This window comes from Sulfitobacter sp. R18_1 (genome assembly GCF_017743915.1).
Classification (GTDB): Bacteria; Pseudomonadota; Alphaproteobacteria; order Rhodobacterales; family Rhodobacteraceae; genus Sulfitobacter; species Sulfitobacter faviae.
Map to the genome: position 1 here is coordinate 589,369 of NZ_JAGHRG010000001.1, position 20,493 is coordinate 609,861.

Here is a 20,493-nt window from a genome sequence, read left to right on the forward strand (position 1 = left end):
CAAATAGACGGGGTGTCTATAATGCTACATACTAAACCAACCGCACTGTTCGATAACGCGATAGATATTGATAATCCGATATTCGATACAGATTCCTATAAATTATCGCACTACAAGATGTACGCTGAAGGCGTCGACAAGAGCTTTGCCTACATCGAGCCGCGTAAAGCCTACGGTGACATTGATGAGGTCGTTTTCTTCGGCCTTCAGATGGAGCTGGCCAAGCTTCAGGGTAATATCTGGACCCAGACGGCACTGAATGTGGCCGCACCGGAGCTTCTGAAGTACGGCTACGACATCAACGTAAAAGGCATCCAGAAGATCATCGATACCTATGGTGGTCGCACACCGGTTCGGATCGATGCTTTGCCAGAAGGCACAGTGGCTCCGGTATCGGTTCCTCAAGTCCGGGTCCAAACGGATGATCCTGATTTGGTCTGGCTATCGAGCTTTTTGGAGACACGCCTTCTTCGTGCTGTCTGGTATCCTAGCACTGTCGCATCGATTTCGCGCTACGGCCTAATAGAAATCAAAAAGCGGATGCTGATCACCGATGGTCACACTGAAGGCGTGGAGTTCAAGTTTCACGATTTCGGGGCCCGGGGCGTTTCCAGCTTCGAGACAGCAGGCATTGGTGCTCTTGCGCACCTTGTGAACGCCAGAGGCACTGATACCTCCAGTGCCTTGATCTATGGTCGCAACTTCTACGGTGCCGATACCGCTGGCTTTAGCATTCCTGCCTCGGAGCACTCCATCATGACTCAGCTTGGTCGTGAAGGTGAGCGTAAGATGGTGGCCAAGGTCCTTGAAGCCTATCCCAGTGGTTTACTTGCGAACGTCAGCGACAGCTATGATCACATGGACCTGGTTCGTAACGGATACGGCAAGCAGTTCCGGGAACAGATCCTCGGTCGTGATGGTGTCTTTGTGGTTCGTCCTGACAGCGGTGATCCTCTTGAGATTGTTTTGGATACCATTGCAGCTCTAATGGAGAGCTTTGGCTACACTTACACTGAGACCGGCTACAAGATTCTGCCGCCCCAGGTGCGCGTCATCCAGGGCGACGGTATCGGTATCAAAGAGATGATCGAAATCATGGATGCAATGATGGAGCGCGGATATGCCATTGGTAACATCGCTTTTGGTATGGGGGGCGGCCTTCTTCAGAAGGTGAACCGGGATATGTTTGGTTACGCTCAGAAGCTCTCGGCTGTCGAGATCGACGGTGTTTGGAATGACGTATTCAAAGATCCCATCACTGCCGGTGGAACGAAGACCTCGAAGAAAGGCCGTCTGGGCGTTCTTCGCAATGACCACGGTGCCATGTGTACTCGTCCTATGGAAAACATCCCCAAAGGATATGATGCCATGGTTAATGTCTTTGATACCGGCATGATCACCAGGTTGCAGACCTTTGATCAGGTGCGGGCAAACGCTGCGATCTAAACGTATCTAGAAAGAGTGATGGGGCTGAGAGAAATCTTGGTCCCATTTACTTGTTCTGCTTACATCGGTGATGGAGCCTGAGGTTCCGGTTCAGCACGGTGACGGTAAACAGGGCGATGCTCATTCAGGGTGTCGACGATCATCAAGTCATAGGGCTCGTCACGCGCACTAGACTTGGCTGCATTAAGATTATCATGGCTCTCAAAACAATCTGGGGTTCCTCCCCATTTTCTGAGGTCATCCAGATGTTGGTCTAGAGTACAATCCTCTCCCTTGTCGGAGGTGTAGGTCTTGTCTTCTATAAAAGTCAGGTAGCGCATGGTGGCTCCATAGTTCGTGATCTATCAGTAGATGATATCCAGGATGAAAACCGCAATCTGCTGCTGGCAGCTCTGATTATGGATTGATGGTTTCCTCAAGCAGGCCTTCTTCAGTCACCTCTCGCCTGCGGCCGGTCATAGGATGTCTGTGCCATCCCTCTGGCTCCCCTACCCCATCCCAGGCATCCAGTGCCTCCTGCGCCTTCTCCAGTGAGCTGTAGCACCAACGATCCTCGTAGGAATTCAGATTGCCGATGCGGCCTTTGATGATGGCATGCGTGAACATCAGGGGCATGATGCAGGCATAGTTCCCGTTCCCGATCTCCTTGGGTGACAGGTAGCCGTTATCGCAGATTAGATAAGTGAAGAACCTAGCGATATTTAACTGGGACATCTGACAATCACCTTCTTAAGTGGGCCTTGGATAACCATAAAGGTCTATTCAAGATACACAAGATGTGGTTTATCGGATGTCCCAGTATATATATGTTGTCGTATACTAGATTATATCAAACCGTCAAAAAATATTATGCTATGAGTAGACCTGATAGCTCTTCTTCTGATCTCAAAAATATCATTGGGTCGAATTTCTCTAACTCATGGATCTGCTCTATGGTTACTTTATCGCCCGGAACCCATGAGAATTTGGCCTCTGTTGGGTAGCCCGTTTGGGCAGACTGATTGCAAATTGACGACGTGGCGGAGAATATCTTTTCTAGGGATGAGGTGAGCTTTGAAGACAGTACACGATCTATGCCTTCTCTGTCTTCTGCATGATATCTTCCAAAGATGGTCTCATCAGGACCATCGTAGACTGCTTTGCATTGAATAAGAGAGATGCCGAAAATTTCTGTTCCGGGAATATCCGCCTGCTCTATAGTTACTCTTAGGTCTCGTTCTGGTATCTCAAAAGTATGGACCTCCTGTTCTACTCTGCGATCCCGGTGGTCAACTTGAAGTCCCTTGCCAATATCCCATGTAATCTCACCCCTTCCTCCCCAGTCATCTGCCCAATCTGGTTTGCAAAGGGACAATACTTCCATGCCCATAGCATAGAACTCGTTTTCTGGCATCCGCGTTGTCATAAGATCCTGGTACCCCAAAAAGAAACCCTGGGCCGAGAGAAAATTCACGTTATTGACTGTCGCCCTGCCCTCCTCTCCTGAGTATCGCATCACCACACGCTTTATTTGAAGAGACTTTAGCAGTCTTATTAGATGACGTCCTGAATATGCCAAAGCTGTCTCCCATCGTTCTTTGATCACAGATTGTCGGAGGTCTTTTATTTTTGGTTAACCTTTATTTTTAGGTCCACGGACGTGGAGGTAGCTACAATTTATTTAACCGTTCTCATGTAAGATGGAGAAAACTACAGGAGTAAAATATGTCTGATGAAAGCCAGGGGCCCGGTAAAGGAGTTTTCTTCGACCGAGTGAGCAGCAAGGTTACTATACTTCAATCTGTGACATTCGAAATGATCCATGATCTGCTATCAGCTTCTGGGAGCGAGGTTACCTATATGCTTCTTCCTGAAGGGTTCCCTATCGCTGAGTGTAGTATTGATGGCGTGAATTTTTCAGCGATGTTGCTCCAGAAGGATGGATCCCCAGTAGAGTCCGTCGAACAGGAAGGAGAAACCATAATTTTCCGTCTTGTTCTGGCAGCTCCTGAAGAGACTCCTCCCGCTACTGTTCTGGAAGCCTCTAACCAGTGGAATATTGAGCATATCAGTGGTCGATCTTTCTTCGAAGATGGCCGTTTGTATTATGAGTTTAGAATACCTCTCGGTGGTGTTACTGCTGATTACTTCGAAGATCATCTTTTCGAATGGTATGACACTATGGTTGATTTCATCCATTTCGTTGTGGGTCACTGCGGGTCGACCGATTAAACCTATTATAATGACCTCGTGGTATGATTTGAAAAAAATGGGTTACTGGTAATGGATACGAAGTCAAAACTGACGTTCTTCGCGGGCGCTAATCTTATTGTAACAGTGGGCGTCGTTGGCTTTATCGCGATGAACTCTGGGGTGTCGGGCAGCGCAGATGTAGTGAATGAAGAGAGTGCTTCAGACCTTGCAGAGGTATTGTCTCCTGAGACTGATCCTGTCGATATCTCATCCATAGCCAAATCCTCAACTTTCCCTACGGATCAACCGCGCGTACAGGTGGACAAACCTAAAAGGCTGAAGGCCCCAAAGGATGATGGGCCGGTTGTCCAGGATATGCTGGCATCTAAGGTCGCGGCCGCGAAAGAAGAACCGAGCGCACCATCATTCATTATGGAAAAGGACGAAGAGGTTCTTTCCGATTTAGAGATAGCGGATGCTGTAGCGGAACCTAAGGAAGATGAGGTCTACTCCACGGCAAACCACGTGGTATATGACAAACCAGACTATGCGAAGTTCTATGTTGGAGGCTTCGGAAAAACGATCAACGGATTCTTGGACGATAGTTCTTATGCTCTTGAATTGGCTGAGGAAGAAGGCGGCCCTGAAGTTCAGTTCCAAGCATATCCATATGATGGAAACGCATTTAGGTTGACAGATTTCCCGGGCTTCTGTGGCCGTGTTGCGGTCGCGAAGGTGGGTCAGGATGCCTATTTTTGGGTGCCTGATCACATTAATCCAACGGACGGGGTTCTGGCACAAATCTCAGATCTCGTCGCTGATCCAGTGAAGGCCAAACTCACAACGATAACCATTCCGGATGTGACCGTTGGTGTTTGGGTTGTCTGTGGTAAAAGGGAAGACCGGGTGCCTCCTTTTTATGACATGCGCGTCCTAGAGCAGATCGACGGCGTGAGACTTGGAAACCCTACGTATATCTTCTGATCATACTTATTGGTCAAAAGGTATTTTAGGGATTCCCCATGGATGATGATCTTCTAGAACAGTTTCTTAGCGAGACCAGCGAGAGCTTGCTGAATCTTGATGCTCAGCTTGTTGAGCTTGAGACAAACCCCAATAACCCATCCTTGATCGATAACATTTTTAGGGTGATGCATACGATCAAGGGGACAAGTGGATTCTTGGATCTTCATCGGCTAGGGGTGATCGCTCACTCAACCGAAACGCTTCTAGACGAGTTTCGTAATGGCGCTGAGGTGACGTCCGATGCTGTGACCATTATTCTTGCTGCGATAGACACCATTAAAGAGATTATCTCTAAGCTCTATGAGAATAACGGTAAGGAGCCAAAGGAGTCTGATGATATCCTGTTGGACCTTTTGAAAGGCGCCGCAGAGGATGCTCGAAAACAGATGGAGGGTACTGCGTCAGCTTTCGAGGTTGATGAAGTGGAAGCCTTAGACCCTAAGGTGCCAGACAAGCCAGTAGTTAAGGATGAGGTGGAACCAGAGGCACCGCCAGCCAAAATCAAAGGGGACAAGCCTGAAGAGCCCGCAGCTGGTGGGTCAAAAGGACCTCAGCCTCAGCAGTCTGTTCGCATCAACGTTTCTTTGCTGGATCATCTTTTGGATTTGGTGGGTGAGCTTGTTCTTTCTCGCAATCAAATTCAGCAGATATCACGAGATCTCGCAAATACGGACCTCACTGCCCCGGTTCAGAACCTTTCTCACGTCGCTTCAGAGCTGCAAGAGAGTGTAATGAAGACACGTATGCAGCCCATTAAGGGAGCTTGGACAGCATATCCGCGCATTATCAGAGATCTTGCCCAAAACCTCGATAAAAAGATCGAAGTCGTTATGGAGGGTGAGGACACTGAGATCGACCGTCAGGTACTAGAGCTTATTAGAGATCCTCTGTCCCATATGGTCAGGAACTGCGCTGATCACGCCCTGGAAGGGCCTGAGGAGCGCCTGGCGGCAGGCAAGGGTGATACTGGTCGCATTACTTTGAAGGCCTTCCATGAGGGTGGTCACATCATCCTTCAGATCATTGATGACGGTCGCGGCATAAGCGTTGATAAGGTATCCAAAAAAGCTCTTGAGAAAAACCTTGTCTCTCAAGAGCAGCTGGATGGCATGACGCCAAACCGGATTCGTAGCCTTATCTTCCAGCCAGGGTTCTCTACGGCCGAAAAGATATCAGCAATATCAGGGCGTGGCGTAGGAATGGATGTGGTGCGCACCAACATCGAACAGATTGGTGGAACCATCAGCGTCGACAGCGAAGAAGGCAGAGGGACAACATTCTCGATCAAGATACCTCTCACACTGGCGATCATATCCGCGTTTGTTGTTGGTGTTGGAGATCAGACCTTCGCGGTGCCACAGATCAACGTACTTGAGATACTGAACCGGAACTTTGAGAACAGCGCGTTCTCGGTGGATTGGGTTAAGGGCACGCCACTTCTACGCCTTAGAGGTCAGACATGTCCGATCATATGCATGTCTGAAGTCATGGGGATTGAGCGCACTAAGGATACCACCATACTGGTTTGCCAAGTCGGTAGTGAAACCTTCGGTGTCATGGTGGATTCCGTACTCGATACTGAAGAAGTCGTGGTCAAGCCGCTAAGCCGGGCCCTTGCCGACACTACAATATACTCAGGAAACACGATCCTGGGTGATGGTTCCGTTATTATGATTTTGGACCCCAACGGACTATTCTCGACCTTTGGTGTTCCCCCTAAAGTTTCTGAAGATGAGCTGGGCGGAAGTGATACTCCTGAAGTGGAGAGCGATATTGTGCAGATGGTTCTCTTTCAAGCTGGAGGAACGACTGCAAAGGCCGTTCACCTTTCAGTGGTATCTCGGATCGACAGGGTAAAGACCAGCAGGGTAAAGCGGGTAGAGACCAAGCAAGGAGATACCAGGAACCGATACTTAGTCCAGTATGGTGACTATCTCATGCCAGTTGTTTGCCCAGGGTCGTGGGATATCGATTGGGAGCGTGAGGAGCAGAAGATTATCATATTTACGGATCAAGATCGCTCGATGGGTCTGGCCGTAGACTGTATTCACAAAATCGCAGAGACCGATGTCGTCCTGGATATCGAGTCCACCGTTCCTGGGATCATTGGTAGCGCCGTCCTAGATGGTGAGCCGACAGAAATCATAGATGTGAGCTACTTCCTGGATGAGGCACTAGGAAGCTGGTTCAATGCCAAAGCGAGCAAAGCAAAGCCGCCGGAGAGTGAAATCAAGGTTCTGATTGTAGATGACAGTCAGTTCTTCAGAAACGTCCTATCTTCGATGATTTCTTCACGTGGCTATGATGTTGTTGTTGCTGAAGACCCCGAAGATGCTCTCGCTAAGATGCGCAGCAATCATCGTTTTGATGTGTTGGTAAGTGATATTGAAATGCCGAAGATGACCGGTCTAGAGTTCATTAGGCATATCCGTTCGGAAGGCCCCTCAAAGGATATTCACGCCGTGGCCATCTCGTCGCATGGCACTGAGAAAGACCGCCAACGGGGCCTCGAGGCAGGCTTTGATGAATACCTTTCGAAGAATGACCGTGAAAGCATCTTCGAATTTCTTAGTAAGGCACTCATGAAGAAAGGATATGAGGATGATCGCGACTGATTACTCTAAAGATCGAAGTGACTATGTACTGTTCTCTGTAGAGGGGCATGAGTTTGCTTTGCATGTCGCCAACGTAAAGGATGTCGTCCCCGCCGTGAAAATTACGCGTATCCCTCAGGCCCGCAAGGAAGTCTTTGGTGTCCTGAATTTGAGGGGTCGTATAGTTACGGTAATTGATACCAAGAAGATCCTGGATCTCGGGAGCTACTGTGAGGATCAGGGGAAGCTGAACATTGTGGTGGAGTACAGTGGTGAAGACTATGCTCTCATGGTGGATGAGGTATCAGAGGTCCTAGATTACAGTATGGATACCTACGAGGATCCACCCAGAACGATGGATAAAGGGTGGAAAGCTTTGGCAGATGGAGTTCATAAAACGGATGATGGCCTCATGCTTGTTCTGAGCGTTGAGGCCATCATGTCTTTTCTGGAAGAAGACTCGATCAAGGTAAACTAGCTTCCCTGATCGACCTTATTAGGGGGGCGTGACTTTGAAGCCTGGGCTGTATTCAGATCGGTCTAGGACCAGATACACCTCGACACGACGGTTTCTTGCATGGCGATAATCAGAGTCGCCTACAACGGCAGGATCATGCTCCCCACGCACTCGTGTAACGATATTGCTTGGAGCCACTGATCGTTTGCGGAGGTAATCGGTTACTGCAAGGAAGCGTTCTTCAGAAAGGGTCATGTTTTTGTCTTCGTCACCAACACTGTCGGCATGGGCAACGATGAGGATATTGTAGTCATTATAGCGCTCTGAGCGGTCTACAAGGGCATCCAAGACTTCTTTGTGATCTCTGGATAAGTCAGACTTGCCGCTATCAAAATACAGGGCTTTTCTGTGCTCTCTAAGGAAGCTGTGGAAGTCTTTATCAGAGAGTTTGTCAGTTTTTACATCGCCCAAATTTGCGTGAGTTTTAGCAGATGCCTCGGCAGCATCTTTCATGACTTCAACAGATTTTGGGATCGTTGGACTGGGGTAGTCTCGGGCGCAGGCGCTAAGGGCTGCAATGCAAGATACGGTCGCTAGGATTAGTTTTTTCGAAGTCATACGGGCACCTTTTGGCAAACAGTTAAGTTTGATTTGGTAGGTGCCCGTTAATCCTTCGTGAAGATCTCAGTTTGATTACTGGATGAAGTCCGGCAGTGCCAGGCCAGCTTCCTGCATGTGCTGAAGCGAAGCGATGAAGGCAATCGCGTATGTCGGGACCGGCAGGAGACCCTGCATCCACTTGCCAACGGTGGCTTTGTTAACGCCCAGGGTGCGGGCCAGCTTCGACTGGTAGCCGTAGCCGAGGACGTCATCACAAGCTTCACGGAAGTTCTCGCAGGAAGCCAGTGGGTTTTCGTTCAGCTCTTCAGTTTCGATGGTGACGTTGGTCAGGGTCCAAACAGCCTGCTTGCCACGACCTTCTTTGGTGACGACACCTTTCTGAAGCAGGGCATTCAGAGTGCGGGTGTCGCCGGTTGCTTCCAGATCAGCACCTGCAAGCGAACCACCAGCGGTACGGATAGCTTCGACCAGCGCACGCTGCGGAACCGACAGCTTCACCTTCTCGGTGACGATCTTCGAGATTTTAGTAGTGTCGTTCTTGGTTGCGATGGCGTTCAGCATTGTGTGTCTCCTCTTGACTTGTAAACATTATGCCTCAAGCATAAAGTCTTGTCAACAAGATTACGCAAGAATATCCAACTTTTTTGGTGGGGGCATCAAGGATTGTACTTTTGTAAGCTTGTTTTTGCGTGTTTCGCGCAGTCTTTGAAGGGGTTCCCGAGAAAGAAGCTCAGTGTCCTGCTCTTTAGTCGAAAGTACGGATGCTACAGTTTCCAGGCAAAGATCCCTGCCCTGTTTAGAGTAGAAGCCACCATTGATCTGAGTTTCAGACATGACAAGTTGTTTGAAAGCCGAGAAAAGGCTCATCTTTGGCTGAACCGGATTATGCCAGAAACGGTCCAAATCAACACTGTTGGTGATCGGGGAAAAATTCCAGAAGGCATTTCCCAGAGCTTTTACGGGAACACCCTTTTCAAGGGCTGTAAGTGCATAGGTACTGTTTACCGTCACAAAGCCTGAGCAATCGTCAAGAAGTTCACTGGCGCCACTTTTGTGCAGTACAGCTACCCGATCCGCTATGCCGAGTTCTTCTGCCTTTTTGTGTGCGATTGCACGCCACTTGTCCCACTTGTAATCATACGGATGAACCTTGATGACCAAGAAGCGGTCACCACCACTCTTTGTGAATGATTTCAGAACGCTCTCGATGAGTTCTTGGTTGGACTTGTAGGGGCTATACTTGCGGATCTGGAAGTCACCTTCAAGCTGAAGAGCACAAACAAAATGGCTGTCTGCGGTACGCGTACGAAAACGCTCCATCTCAGAAACATCATTGAGACCTATTAGTCTTTTAATTGCAGACGACACCCACCCTAGAGCTTCCACAGCAGGGTTCTCCAGGCGATGATATTTGTAGGGCCCGAAGTCATCGCTGCGCAGGTATCCGTAGCCATAGTATCGCACAGCAGTCGGCATGAATTCACGAACCCAAGGTTTAATCGTTTCTGATCCTGGGGTGGTGAGTTCATCAAGGTCGTTGATTGTCTGCTCTAAGCTGCGTCCAGTTCTAGGCAAGGCGCTGCGTGCGTTGACACCGTATTGATCCAGAGTGATCCAGTTGGGCCGGAAATAGCCTTCCTCAAAGACCCAAATACGCATCTCTGGGTTTGCCTCGGAAAGAATTTCGATAGCCACTTCATGATAAGACCTGCGATCCCCAAAAAGTACGATGTCCGTGATGTCTTTGGAGTGACATGTTCTGAGAACAAAATTAGGCCAATCAGAGATGGTCCCGCGAAACCGAATGCCGGTCGGGAAGTAGGTCTCATCACCACCCCAGAAGTTGACCTTCGTCACGGAGTTTCCGCGCTCGGTCAGGTGTTCTGCAAGCTGCTTAAAGAATGGTCCAATAGGACCTTGGAGCATAAGGAAATTACGCTTGGTCATTAATTTTCTTCTTCAATCTTTTGGCAGCCAAAAGCTTTCTTTTGAACCAAACTGCGGTGATGTAGCTGCGAGGTGCACGCGGCCATGTTTTAGAATTGGCGATCAGTTTTACCGTGTTGAAAGCGTCACTTTCTGTGCCATTCCAGGGGTCGATGTAGACAGGGTAGTCCACGAAAGCGGCGCTGATCAGTTCACCTATTGTGACGAAGGCTGTCCTGCGCTCCTGAGGGAATACGTCTACTGTGAGGCCCCACCCGCTGTAGAAGGGCTGACCATAGCAAACGACCTTCTTGCCCATCATTAGAGCTTCAAGGCCAGTCTGTGAGGACATGACATGAACCTCATCGGCCATCTCAATAAGATCGAAGATGTCGCCTGACTTGGAAATTAGGTCAGCGGAGGCAATCGCTTCTGGGTCCTTGAGTTTTCCAAGGCGGAGACCTGCGCTGACGTCTGGATGTGGCCGGTAAACAATTGAGGCTTCGGGGTTATCTCTACGCGACCGTATCATGAGATCGGCATTTGTATTGATCATGGGAGAACCGAATTTGATCGAAGCGTCATCTTCGACCTGACCCACCACGAGAATGCGTTTGCCATCTCGATCAGTAGGCCAAGAGGGTTTAGATCCCTTGATATTGTACTTGCTGATCCGGCGAGCCATCATGAATTCGATCAGATCGTTGCCAGCCCGCTCTTCTTCCAGCGTAAACTCATGGGTGTTGAGGTAAGTCTCTAGCTCACATGGTTTTGTCGCATCATAGTGGATACCCGCCCGAGAAAAGCAAAGGGAAGCAGGCATGTTTAGCTTGATGCCCAGACCAGAGGAACGAACAAAGCCATCTTCTACGAGGAATAGCTCGACGCCAACGTGTTGGGCATAGTGCATCAAGCCAGAAGGCACTGAGGAAGACCAGCAGATAACGCGACCCTTGTTTCTCTCAGCAAGGTCAACGGCCCTTTCGTATTCACGCAAAGCGATGAATGTGCAGTTATCCTTGCCGGTGAAATATGCGAAATTTTCACGCTTCCAAGGAGTGATGCCTAGAGCATAATTATGCTTTTCTGAAAGTTCGCTTTTGGAAATAAATGTGTTCATATGACTTATGCTAGGTATTCGCAGCTATGATCTTCGTTCACGGCGACGCGTGGAAAATTTATAGGTTTCAAGTTTAGACGATTAATGTTGTTAGCAATGTCGCAGATTGCACTTTCAGCAGAATTAAAATCAACGCCATGAAGAGCTTTCAGGCCGTAATTCCACCAGCAAAGATCCAAGAAATATCTAATAATATGATCAGGATATCGTTTTCGTATCACCGATGAAGGGTTTCCTCCGACGACGGTGAAGGGGGCGACATCTTTCACAATAACGCTTCGCGCCGCAATGATGGCACCATCCCCGATAGTGACGCCCTTCTTGATAAAGACACCTTCCCCGATCCACACGTTGTTGCCGATATGGATCTTTGAGACGCCATGGCCGCAGGTATGGTCATACTCAGACCTAGCTTTGGAGATTACATCTGGGTTGTGGGCGTAGAACTCATCAACGGCACTCCATTTCCCACCCCAGTTTCCCTCAAAGATTGGATGGGGAGCGATAGTGTCAGTGCGGTGCTCCACAGGACCAGCGAAGAGGTTTGGACCAATGGCACAGAAACGGCCGATGGTACCAATATTGCGCGCAATGGTGTTGCCACCACCAAGGTAGGAGAAGGCTCCTATGCGTTCGATATCGAAGCGCCCTGCCCTCAGTTCGCAAGGCGCTTCCATCTCTACGCGGCTATGCTTGCCTACGCCAAAGTGAATTTCGTGATTGGCGGCGCCAAGAGTTACACCGGCTTCTTCGAGGAAATCTCTTTGATCCTTAAGCATTGTCCGGTCCTCCATATACAGCAGCGCCGAACATGCGGACGACAGCGCTTTTGCTGTCATTGAAGAAGCGATCTCTCTTCGTGCGGAATTTGCGTCGCTTTGCCTGGGATAGGAGAATTTCGACACCAGCGCTGAAGAGGCGATGTGTAAGGTGATCAGGCTCAGGCATGAGGGTGGCTCCTTTGCGCTTCCCTCCAGTACCTTTATGGATTTTTGCTTTACGGCCGCGCAGCGTTTCGGCGCCTGCTTTCCAGATCGCAGGGAGGTTCGCGTCTGTAGGAATGATCCAAGAAGCTGACCGACCGCTGTATTGATTTTCAAAACCAATACCTTTGAAGATAGAGGCATCCAGAACCGATGGCTCAGAGAGGTACCCAAGAAAAGGAGCTGTGGCTTCTTCCGGGGTCAGTTTGATCTCGACTTCAAAGTGTCGAAGAATGCTGGTCAGATCCTCACAGAACTCGGCAATGGAGGCATGTAGCTCCCGGCTAAGGTTTGATCGGGTCTCGTCCTCTGCGGAGTCTAGAAAGACCGGGGAGCCCTCTTTAATCCGAACAAAGCTTCTATCTTCATTGAGGAATGCAGTCTCGAACATCAGGAGATTGCGCTTGTATGGGTGGGCGCGATCCTCAGATGAGATATTGGAAGCATAGTATCCTAGGCCAGTGGAGCTTCCCAGATTTTCCTTAATGCCCTCAAAGGTGGCGAAGTAGAGTCCAGTTGTCTCTTCCAGTTTCAGGAGCTTACACAGGCTTTGTTGAATGGTACCGGAATGACCGATATCGACGAAAGCAATTTTTCTGCCGATGCGGCTCTCGTGCAGGTCGTGTTCCGCATAGTATGCCAGCAGTTCTTCGCGCTCGGTCTTCGCATTTGCAAGGATCAGGGCAGCCACCTCCGGGTGGGACACCAAACCAGTGAGTGCTTCGTAATTGTCGATTGGCTGCACGATCTGCTGCGTGGACTGGAAGCCAAAATCACGAAGGATTGCGGGGCTCACTGAGCTAATATCGATGCCAAAACGAGACTCGATGATGCTTTTGAGGGGAGTGGGAGAAAAGCTGGTTTCCAGAATATTCAGGATGTCTGATACCGTTTCGAGAGCTGCTACCCGGCTGGAGCGTCGAGACGCGTAGATGTAGTGTGCACGTGGCGCAGGCGCATTGTCCGTAGCAATTGCTTCATAGCACTTCTTTGCAATCGCCCCATCGCGGGCCAGGAAGTAGATATCAGTGATTTCTCGTTCCCGGGCATTGTCCAAAATCCATTTTCCGAACCCTGCAAACATCGGCCCCAAAACGCCATAGCCAAGCTGGGTGACATCACCTCTGGTGAAGCCTGCATCGTTTGGAATAGCGGCTTGCGTGTACTTGTGTGACACAAGTCCGGTTGCAATGGTCTTGGTATGTGCATCTGAAATGTCACGCAGGGCACGCATCAGCGCTGGGCTTGCATCAGTTGAGATACGTGCCTTGTCAGGAATATGACATGCCTCAAGGCCGAAGGCCTTAGCCTGAGTAACATCTGAATGGCCATTGTCTCCAATCATAAGGATAGAAGAAGGATCCACCCCCTCCTCCTTGATGACCGTGCCAAACAGGTTTCCGGTCGCCTTAAGGGCCCCCGCCTCTGAGGAGAGGTAGGATTTCGCATGCTCCGAGTATCCACAGTTTTCGAGAATATTGTGGATAACTTCAGGTTCGAAGAAGGTGTCCGAGACAAGAATAACGCGCTTACCGGCTTGGCAAGCATACTGATAAAGCTCCTTACCAACCCAGCGAGGGCGAAGGACCTGTTCTTCAGCAGCTACTTCCAGATTATAAAGCGCGGTCTCTTGCTCCGCGTTTAAGCTGGCCTTGTCGGCAATGGCTTTATAGCGATCCTTTAGCAAAACCTCTTCACCGAAAGCTGCGTTTTCAGCCAGCTTTCGCGCACGTTTACGCAGGTCTGTAAAATATGAGGACAGGTTGGCAACAACCTTGTCTGTGGAGGGCGCGATCAGGCCGAATAGATCATTAGGAGAGTTGATGGTCCGCTCTACCAGGGTGTCGAAGATGTCAAAGGCAACGACGTCCGCATTTTCGATCTTGCGCTTGATCGCGGTGATGTTTGCCGAGGACTGACGAGAAGAAATCGTACCGGATGCAGGTTTGGCAGCAGCCGCGCTTTTGATTTTGGCCACTCTCATATTTTCGGTCTTATCGATGTCGCCATAGCCCCAATAGAAGCCGAGCATATCGCGCAGCTTATCTTTTCCGTCGATGAAGGAGACGCTCTCTGGAGATCGAGACTGTGTGAAGAATGGGTGTCCAGAGAGCGTACTGAGGATGGTGTTCCAGAAGCTTGGGTCGATGACCTCATGCATGCGCGTAGCATAGGCGTCAGGCGACCCTTGAAGAGCTTTAAGGGTGTAGGGGCTCTGCATTAACTGTAGGGTCTCTTTGTCCATCAGCTTGGCTTCTGTCAGGACAGAGGAAGAGAGGCCTGCCACGCAGTTGATGCGGGGATGACAGATGAGCTTATAGGAAGGCAGCGATGTGATAGATGTGTTTGGCAGTCCGAGAACAAATTCTAACTCAGCCTCGTCACCGGATTTCAAGAAAGGATGACGAGAGTAATAGACGTGATTATGGCTCTCTGAGAGTTTGGTCATCTCTGCACGGAAATCTAGAACGCTATGGAAGCGGCCATCTTTGAGGACGGACTTGTCGTTCAAGGTCTGCCCGACAAAAAGCGCAGAGTTATCAACGATAATCGGATCTTTGCGTTCCCAGCCTTTGTAGGACTGAATTTTGAGGCGATCTGCATAGAGCTGCATGGTTCGGGAATTGATTTCCCCCTGTGCCAGGGAAGCCCCAAGGTTAGAATTATTGGAGCCCATGGCGAACATAATGTCGTCCATGAAGCGCACCGGGTGAAGCCACAGGTCGATATAGGTGATCCCCATGCTATCGAGGATGAAGCGTGTCTGCTTCGACAGCTCGTAGCCGATGACAAGGTCCTCGGAAGAGATGAAGTTGGAGAGAAATTTCTTGGATGCTTCTGTGATTTTCGCGGGATCAAACCAAGTATGGGTAGCCTGCATATCAAGAGACAGGTCACTGAGTTGAAAGAACTCAAGGCGATTGAAGCTGTTGCTTGCCGTATCGTGACCAATGAAGGGAGTAGGTTTTACGCCTGCCCCCTCCTCTACTGGTCTGTTTAGTAGGTCAGTTACCCACCTTAGGTTGGAAAGCTGTTCGCTCTCCTGTGTCATAAGGAAGTCGCTAGAGATATGAATTTTTGACATAGATAGCGATCCCTTACGCTTTAGGATTTTACGACGTTGTCGATGGACTGAAGGTTGCTCAACAGGGCCTCAAGCTCATTCAGCGGCACCATGTTGGGGCCATCAGAGGGGGCATTGTCGGGGTCTTCGTGTGCTTCGATGAACAGAGCGCCAACGCCAACAGCAGTGGCGGCACGTGCCAGGACCGGAACAAATTCACGCTGACCGCCAGAGGTTGCGCCGTTGCCACCAGGCTGCTGTACCGAATGGGTTGCATCGAACACGACAGGATATCCGGTCTCCGCCATCACAGGCAGACCACGGAAGTCGGATACCAGTGCGTTATAGCCGAAGCTTGTGCCACGGTCGCAGAGCATGATGTTGGTGTTCCCTGTGGAAGCCAGTTTATCAGCAACGTTTTTCATGTCCCAAGGTGCCATCCACTGCCCCTTTTTCACGTTGACTGCTTTGCCGGTTTTGCCAGCCGCAACGAGCAGGTCTGTTTGTCGCGACAGAAAGGCTGGGATTTGCAGGACATCAACAACGGCGCCGACTTCATCGCACTGATAAGCATCGTGGACATCGGTCAGAACTGGAATATCAAGCTTGTTTTTGACGGCCTCAAGAATGGCCAGACCCTTTTCCATGCCTACACCACGCATCGTCGAGATGGACGAGCGGTTTGCCTTGTCGAAGGACGATTTGAAGATGAACGGAATGCCCAGGCGTACACAGATTTCATTGATCTGCTCAGCGGTTTCCAAGGAGTGAGCTTCACTCTCAATTTGACATGGTCCGGCTATCAGGGCGAAGGGGAGATTGTTGCTCACGGCGATTTCGCCGATATGCACGATCTTAGGTGCGGTCATAGTTGGGGTATCCTCAAAAAAATAATGTGAGGGCACCATAGCTATGACCGCATGAATAGGCAAGTAAAAGTTAAAATTAGCGCTAGTAATCCTTGAGGATGCGCATGGCTGATTTCGCAAGAACCATGAATACAAGGATAACAACAATGCAGAAGGCTAGTGCTATCAAGCGCTTCGGGTACTCGGCATAGTCAGGGACATCCGGGTGATCGATGATCATCAGGTGCTTGCGGGAGTGCATAGCCTGAACCTTGGCGGCTTCCAGTGTCTTCATAGAGGACGCGTATTTTCCTTGAGCAAACTCAAGCTCGCTGTTCAGTCGACTGAAGTTGACGCTCGCGGCTGCCAGATCGGTGTTTTCAGGGCCACTGCCTGCCATGCGGGATCTTGTTTCGCTCAATTGGGTCTCGATATTCTGGATAACCTTGCGCTGGGCCTGGACCTTGTGCGTACCTTCTTGGAAGGTGGTAAGTAGGCTCGACAGTACTGATTTTTCTTCGATCAGTTGATTTTCCAGAGCGGAGATAGAACTGGTCACCACCTTGATGTCGTTCTCAGGGTCGACCATCGCGTTCTTCTCTTGAGCGTCACGAATGCGGTTCATGACTTCTGTTACTTCTTGGTATGCCTCATCGACGTCTTGCTGAGCATAGGTAATGAAGCTCGCGGAGGTCTTCTTGGTAAACTCGTTGATATAGTTCTCCGCAGCATCAAGCAGATAGTTGTTAAGTTTGCGCGATGTTTCAGGATCAAAGCCTTGGGTGATCAGTGTAGAAACTGATGCTTCCTCATCATAGGTGAAGTCCACTAGCGCTCTATAATGCGCCAGCAGTCTCTTGATCTCAGTGTCTGCGTTGATGTGCCACAGGATGTCTTTAGAAGGGGCAGAAAGGATATCCAGACCAAACTCTTCTACGACCTTCACCATCATGTCATGCGATTTCAGATAATCTCTGATGACGAGCTGGTCCTGTTTGGAAGCGCTGGTACCGCCCAGAATGCCAAGATCTAGGCCCGATGCGGCGCCTTCAGATTGCGATTTTATGGTGAACCTGGATTCAGAAATGAAACGGTCGGCTGCCATGACAAAAAGGTAGAAGGCGCAAACTGACACCATTGCGATGAAGAGAGCGGTGAAGGAATATTTTTTGGAGAATTTGACTAGCTTTTGCATAATATTATCTTTCAGAAATACTGTTGAACGCCGTGAAGGCTTCGTTGACGTCCTCGTACACTTGGAGTGTACCGCCTCTCAGAATTGCGCACTTATCGCAGAACTCTCGCACTGTCTCTTCATGGTGTGAAATCAGGACCACTTTCGATCCCTTCACCTTATCCTGAAGCATCTCCCTGCTCTTCTCTTTGAAGAGGCGGTCCCCTACCGATATGATCTCGTCAATCAGGTAGATGTCGAATGAGACAGCCAAGCTCAGGCCGAAGGCCAGACGACTTTTCATACCATTGGAGTAAGTCCCCACTGGCATATCCATGTAGTCGCCAAGTTCTGCAAAACCCTCGACCTCTGAAATGATTTTTTGCTCATTCTGGCCATAAATGCGCGCAACAAAGAGTACGTTGTCTCGTCCTGTCATGCTGGGCTGGAAGGATCCTGATAGTCCCATGGGCCAGGAAACCCGACCTTCCTTGTGGATCTTGCCACTGGTAGGCAGTTCTGTACCGGAGATCATCCGTACCATTGTGGACTTCCCTGCCCCGTTCATGCCTAGAATGGCTAAGCCCTTTTCAGCGCGTACGTTTAGGGTCAGATCATCAAGGATGACCTTCTTGCCTTTAGGGGTTTTATAGAACTTTGTGACGTGCTCGAAACGGAGCATTAAGATCCTCGTATTCTGGCTTTAGGATTGGACTCTGCATAGTGAAGAACAACCAAACCTGCGGTGATGGAGATCACTACCACAGCAAGAATAAAAGGAACGTTAAAATAGTTGGGTGGGTAGTTCTGGAAGGTGCCGTATCTCGCCATTTCGGTGATATTGAGCATCGGGTTCCACAAGAAATACTCCCGCGCGAACTGAGGTATCATGCTTGCTGAAAAGAAGACGCCAGAGGTCAAGAACAGGACGCGATTGACAACAGGAACAAATCTTTTCACCGAAGCTGATAGAGAAAGTACGGCAGCAGATAGTATGCCCATTCCAAGGCCTATGCATGTAGCGAACAGCATAGCAAAGAATAGGTATTCAAACCGTGCGATCTCGGGGATCAGTTCCAGATACAGGCAGATTACCATCAAGCTGATGAAGGACATGATGTAAATAAGAGATTCTAGAATAGCGCGGGCGATGACCGTATCGACTGGCTTCAAAACCGGGTAAGATAAAAGGGTCTTGTTGGCATCGATTGCACTCATGCCCATTGTCATAATTTTGGAAAACAGGTGAAATGGCAGAACACCGGTCAACATGAACGGAAACACAGAGGCCCCATGCGGGCCCTGACGGTCGGTTGCATAGAAGATCAGTCCGAAGAAGGCGACCTGCACCAGGGGCTCAAAGAACGCGGTGAGGAGGCCGACATAGTTACCCCCAAACCGCTTCTTTGCTTCCCTGGACAGAAGGGCTCCGATCACGCGTCGACGTGTCTCAATAGCTGCTGTGATAGACATCTTTGATCCTTACGGCGATACGATGGCGCGAGTGCCCATGGCGATCTGATACATGATCCCAACAACGTCTTTCGCTAGCGCCAGGTTCTTGTTGTCTACTTTCGGCATAGCGAGGATCTGATCCCCATTCTTCACCTTGGTGTCCGCACTTGCAATCGAGGAGCTGCCGTCCTGATGGTTGATCACAAAGCGATCAGGGTCACTGTTGTTCGTTAGACCCCCTGACATAGCGACGTAATCTTTCACGCGCAGGCCAGGCTCATATAGGATCGCGTTGGTCATCAAAACTTCACCACTTACGAGCACCACATCACTCTTGCGCGGAACGATGATCGTATCTCCGTCTTGAAGAACGATGTCTGATACTTCGCCGTGGCGGCTAATAGTCACCTTACCCGAAAACTCAGCTTCCCGAGCAGATTGCGTAAAAGCCGTGATCATATCGGCTTCAGCTGCGCGGATCTGGGCTTGGCTGCCGCTAGCACTACGCTGTGTCAGGGCTGCTTGCTGAAGCCGCATCAGGTTTTGCTCCAAGGCTTTCTTCTGTTCAATGGCAACTGACGGACGCTCAATGTGTACAGCTTTCAGGTTCACGATCTTCGCGTCCACAGCAACAAAAGACAGTAGCTGCTTGAGGCTTGCACCCTTCTTCAAGGAATAGGTTTTCTGACCAGCGACTTCACCATCGATGCGAACCGAAATTGTGTCCGATACGGTATCTCTACGGAATGTGACGAGGTCTCCATCAGCCATGTCAAAGGACGCAAAATCCTCCAGTGTGAGATAGATATCCTTATCGTTTACGCCTGTGGTGCGTGTAACCATAGCGTGGGAGATCCCATTGTCTGGGCGGGCCCTGTCAAGGATATCCGCACCATCAATATCATCAGACAGGAATTCGAAGATATTATCGTTTTGTGCACCACCGGAGACTGAAACAGAGAAATCTTTGTCACCCACTACGATGGTGTCGCCATGCCGGAAGTCATACTCGAGCATGTCACCATTCAAGATGAAGTCGTAAAAATCGTACTCGGCTTCGACATAGGTGGCTCGCTTGATCTTGATATCGCGGTAGCTACCAGAGAGCGGGCGAATACCGCCAGCACGCACAATGTAATCCAGAATAGTATCAGACTGGCTGCCTTCATAACGACCTGGGAACACGACGTTACCGGTTACGAACACGCTGATAGGGTTGATCTCAGCAAGAGTAGCGTGGACGGAAACATTGTCTTTGTAGATCTTGCCAACCGCAGACTTGATGGATTGCTGGGCATCAGAAAGGGGTTTACCGGCCACGAGGACCGGTCCCACCTGAGGGATGAAGATGCGGCCTTCAGCATCTACCATCAGGATCTGCTCATATTCTGTGCCACCCCACATGCGAACTAGGAGGCGGTCGCCATAACCGATCTGGCGATACGGATCAGTTATGGCGGCCGCGTTCGAGGATGAGGGAGCCTCGAATATCGAAGCGCCAAAGGGCGCAATAACTTGCTCTTCAACAGGGTTGGCAAACACGCCTTTGACAGACATGAAGATGACACCCATCGTGATGAGGAATACTTTCATGATAATATTCATAA

The 20,493-nt window shown here is 49.8% G+C and carries 19 protein-coding genes; 5 read left to right on the forward strand and 14 right to left on the reverse strand.

The window, feature by feature from the left end; translation table 11 throughout:
* Positions 1 to 21: 21 nt before the first annotated feature.
* A complete protein-coding gene (locus tag J7392_RS03585) occupies positions 22 to 1,446 on the forward strand; it encodes a nicotinate phosphoribosyltransferase (protein WP_209216223.1) in 1,425 nt (474 codons plus the stop codon).
* Between the two features lie 59 nt (positions 1,447 to 1,505).
* Here the strand turns inward: J7392_RS03585 and J7392_RS03590 are convergent, their stop codons facing one another.
* The 3 genes from J7392_RS03590 to J7392_RS03600 all read right to left on the reverse strand — a co-directional run bounded on the left by J7392_RS03590 (position 1,506) and on the right by J7392_RS03600 (position 2,941).
* Positions 1,506 to 1,766, reverse strand: coding sequence for a hypothetical protein (locus J7392_RS03590; protein ID WP_209216224.1), 261 nt, complete (start codon positions 1,764 to 1,766; stop codon positions 1,506 to 1,508).
* Positions 1,767 to 1,842: 76 nt separating this feature from the next.
* On the reverse strand, positions 1,843 to 2,160 hold the full coding sequence (locus J7392_RS03595) for a hypothetical protein (RefSeq protein ID WP_209216225.1): 318 nt from the start codon (positions 2,158 to 2,160) through the stop codon (positions 1,843 to 1,845).
* A gap of 133 nt (positions 2,161 to 2,293) precedes the next feature.
* Positions 2,294 to 2,941 carry a hypothetical protein gene (locus J7392_RS03600; protein WP_209216226.1) on the reverse strand — a complete coding sequence of 216 codons (648 nt, stop codon included), beginning with the start codon at positions 2,939 to 2,941 and terminating at the stop codon, positions 2,294 to 2,296.
* 209 nt (positions 2,942 to 3,150) lie between these two features.
* On the opposite strand from J7392_RS03600, the gene J7392_RS03605 reads away from it, so the two are divergent.
* Genes J7392_RS03605 through J7392_RS03620 form a run of 4 tightly spaced genes read left to right on the forward strand, consistent with a single transcriptional unit; the run spans position 3,151 to position 7,716 of the window.
* Positions 3,151 to 3,657: a YbjN domain-containing protein gene (locus tag J7392_RS03605; RefSeq protein WP_209216227.1), complete on the forward strand. Its 507-nt coding sequence runs from the start codon at positions 3,151 to 3,153 to the stop codon at positions 3,655 to 3,657.
* 51 nt (positions 3,658 to 3,708) lie between these two features.
* Positions 3,709 to 4,602, forward strand: coding sequence for a hypothetical protein (locus J7392_RS03610; RefSeq protein WP_209216228.1), 894 nt, complete (start codon positions 3,709 to 3,711; stop codon positions 4,600 to 4,602).
* Positions 4,603 to 4,640: 38 nt separating this feature from the next.
* Positions 4,641 to 7,259, forward strand: a complete 2,619-nt coding sequence (locus J7392_RS03615; RefSeq protein WP_209216229.1) for a hybrid sensor histidine kinase/response regulator — start codon at positions 4,641 to 4,643, stop codon at positions 7,257 to 7,259.
* Positions 7,246 to 7,716: a chemotaxis protein CheW gene (locus J7392_RS03620; protein WP_209216230.1), complete on the forward strand. Its 471-nt coding sequence runs from the start codon at positions 7,246 to 7,248 to the stop codon at positions 7,714 to 7,716. The genes J7392_RS03615 and J7392_RS03620 overlap by 14 nt, the downstream gene beginning before the upstream one ends.
* Before the next feature lie 18 nt (positions 7,717 to 7,734).
* Here J7392_RS03620 and J7392_RS03625 read toward each other — a convergent pair whose 3' ends face one another.
* The 11 genes from J7392_RS03625 to J7392_RS03675 all read right to left on the reverse strand — a co-directional run bounded on the left by J7392_RS03625 (position 7,735) and on the right by J7392_RS03675 (position 20,491).
* Complete coding sequence (locus tag J7392_RS03625) at positions 7,735 to 8,313, reverse strand: OmpA family protein (protein WP_209216231.1); 579 nt, start codon at positions 8,311 to 8,313, stop codon at positions 7,735 to 7,737.
* 75 nt (positions 8,314 to 8,388) lie between these two features.
* Positions 8,389 to 8,877, reverse strand: coding sequence for a hypothetical protein (locus J7392_RS03630; protein WP_209216232.1), 489 nt, complete (start codon positions 8,875 to 8,877; stop codon positions 8,389 to 8,391).
* A 60-nt stretch (positions 8,878 to 8,937) separates the two neighbouring features.
* Entirely contained in the window at positions 8,938 to 10,263 is a 1,326-nt protein-coding gene (locus tag J7392_RS03635) for a hypothetical protein (protein WP_209216233.1), read from the reverse strand.
* Entirely contained in the window at positions 10,250 to 11,362 is a 1,113-nt protein-coding gene (locus J7392_RS03640; RefSeq protein WP_209216234.1) for a hypothetical protein, read from the reverse strand. Before J7392_RS03640 ends, J7392_RS03635 begins: the two co-directional genes overlap by 14 nt.
* 5 nt (positions 11,363 to 11,367) lie before the next feature.
* The gene (locus J7392_RS03645) at positions 11,368 to 12,141 is read right to left on the reverse strand and encodes a CatB-related O-acetyltransferase (RefSeq protein WP_247744448.1); all 774 of its coding nucleotides are present in this window, start codon (positions 12,139 to 12,141) and stop codon (positions 11,368 to 11,370) included.
* Positions 12,134 to 15,430 (reverse strand): HAD family hydrolase, encoded by a 3,297-nt coding sequence (locus J7392_RS03650; protein ID WP_209216235.1) that lies wholly within the window; start codon positions 15,428 to 15,430, stop codon positions 12,134 to 12,136. Before J7392_RS03650 ends, J7392_RS03645 begins: the two co-directional genes overlap by 8 nt.
* Before the next feature lie 20 nt (positions 15,431 to 15,450).
* Complete coding sequence (gene kdsA / locus J7392_RS03655) at positions 15,451 to 16,278, reverse strand: 3-deoxy-8-phosphooctulonate synthase (RefSeq protein WP_209216236.1); 828 nt, start codon at positions 16,276 to 16,278, stop codon at positions 15,451 to 15,453.
* A gap of 82 nt (positions 16,279 to 16,360) precedes the next feature.
* Positions 16,361 to 17,452 carry a hypothetical protein gene (locus J7392_RS03660; protein ID WP_209216237.1) on the reverse strand — a complete coding sequence of 364 codons (1,092 nt, stop codon included), beginning with the start codon at positions 17,450 to 17,452 and terminating at the stop codon, positions 16,361 to 16,363.
* A gap of 4 nt (positions 17,453 to 17,456) precedes the next feature.
* A complete protein-coding gene (locus tag J7392_RS03665) occupies positions 17,457 to 18,113 on the reverse strand; it encodes an ABC transporter ATP-binding protein (RefSeq protein WP_209216238.1) in 657 nt (218 codons plus the stop codon).
* Complete coding sequence (locus J7392_RS03670; protein ID WP_209216239.1) at positions 18,113 to 18,904, reverse strand: ABC transporter permease; 792 nt, start codon at positions 18,902 to 18,904, stop codon at positions 18,113 to 18,115. Before J7392_RS03670 ends, J7392_RS03665 begins: the two co-directional genes overlap by 1 nt.
* A gap of 9 nt (positions 18,905 to 18,913) precedes the next feature.
* Positions 18,914 to 20,491, reverse strand: coding sequence for a polysaccharide biosynthesis/export family protein (locus tag J7392_RS03675; protein WP_209216240.1), 1,578 nt, complete (start codon positions 20,489 to 20,491; stop codon positions 18,914 to 18,916).
* Positions 20,492 to 20,493: the final 2 nt, after the last annotated feature.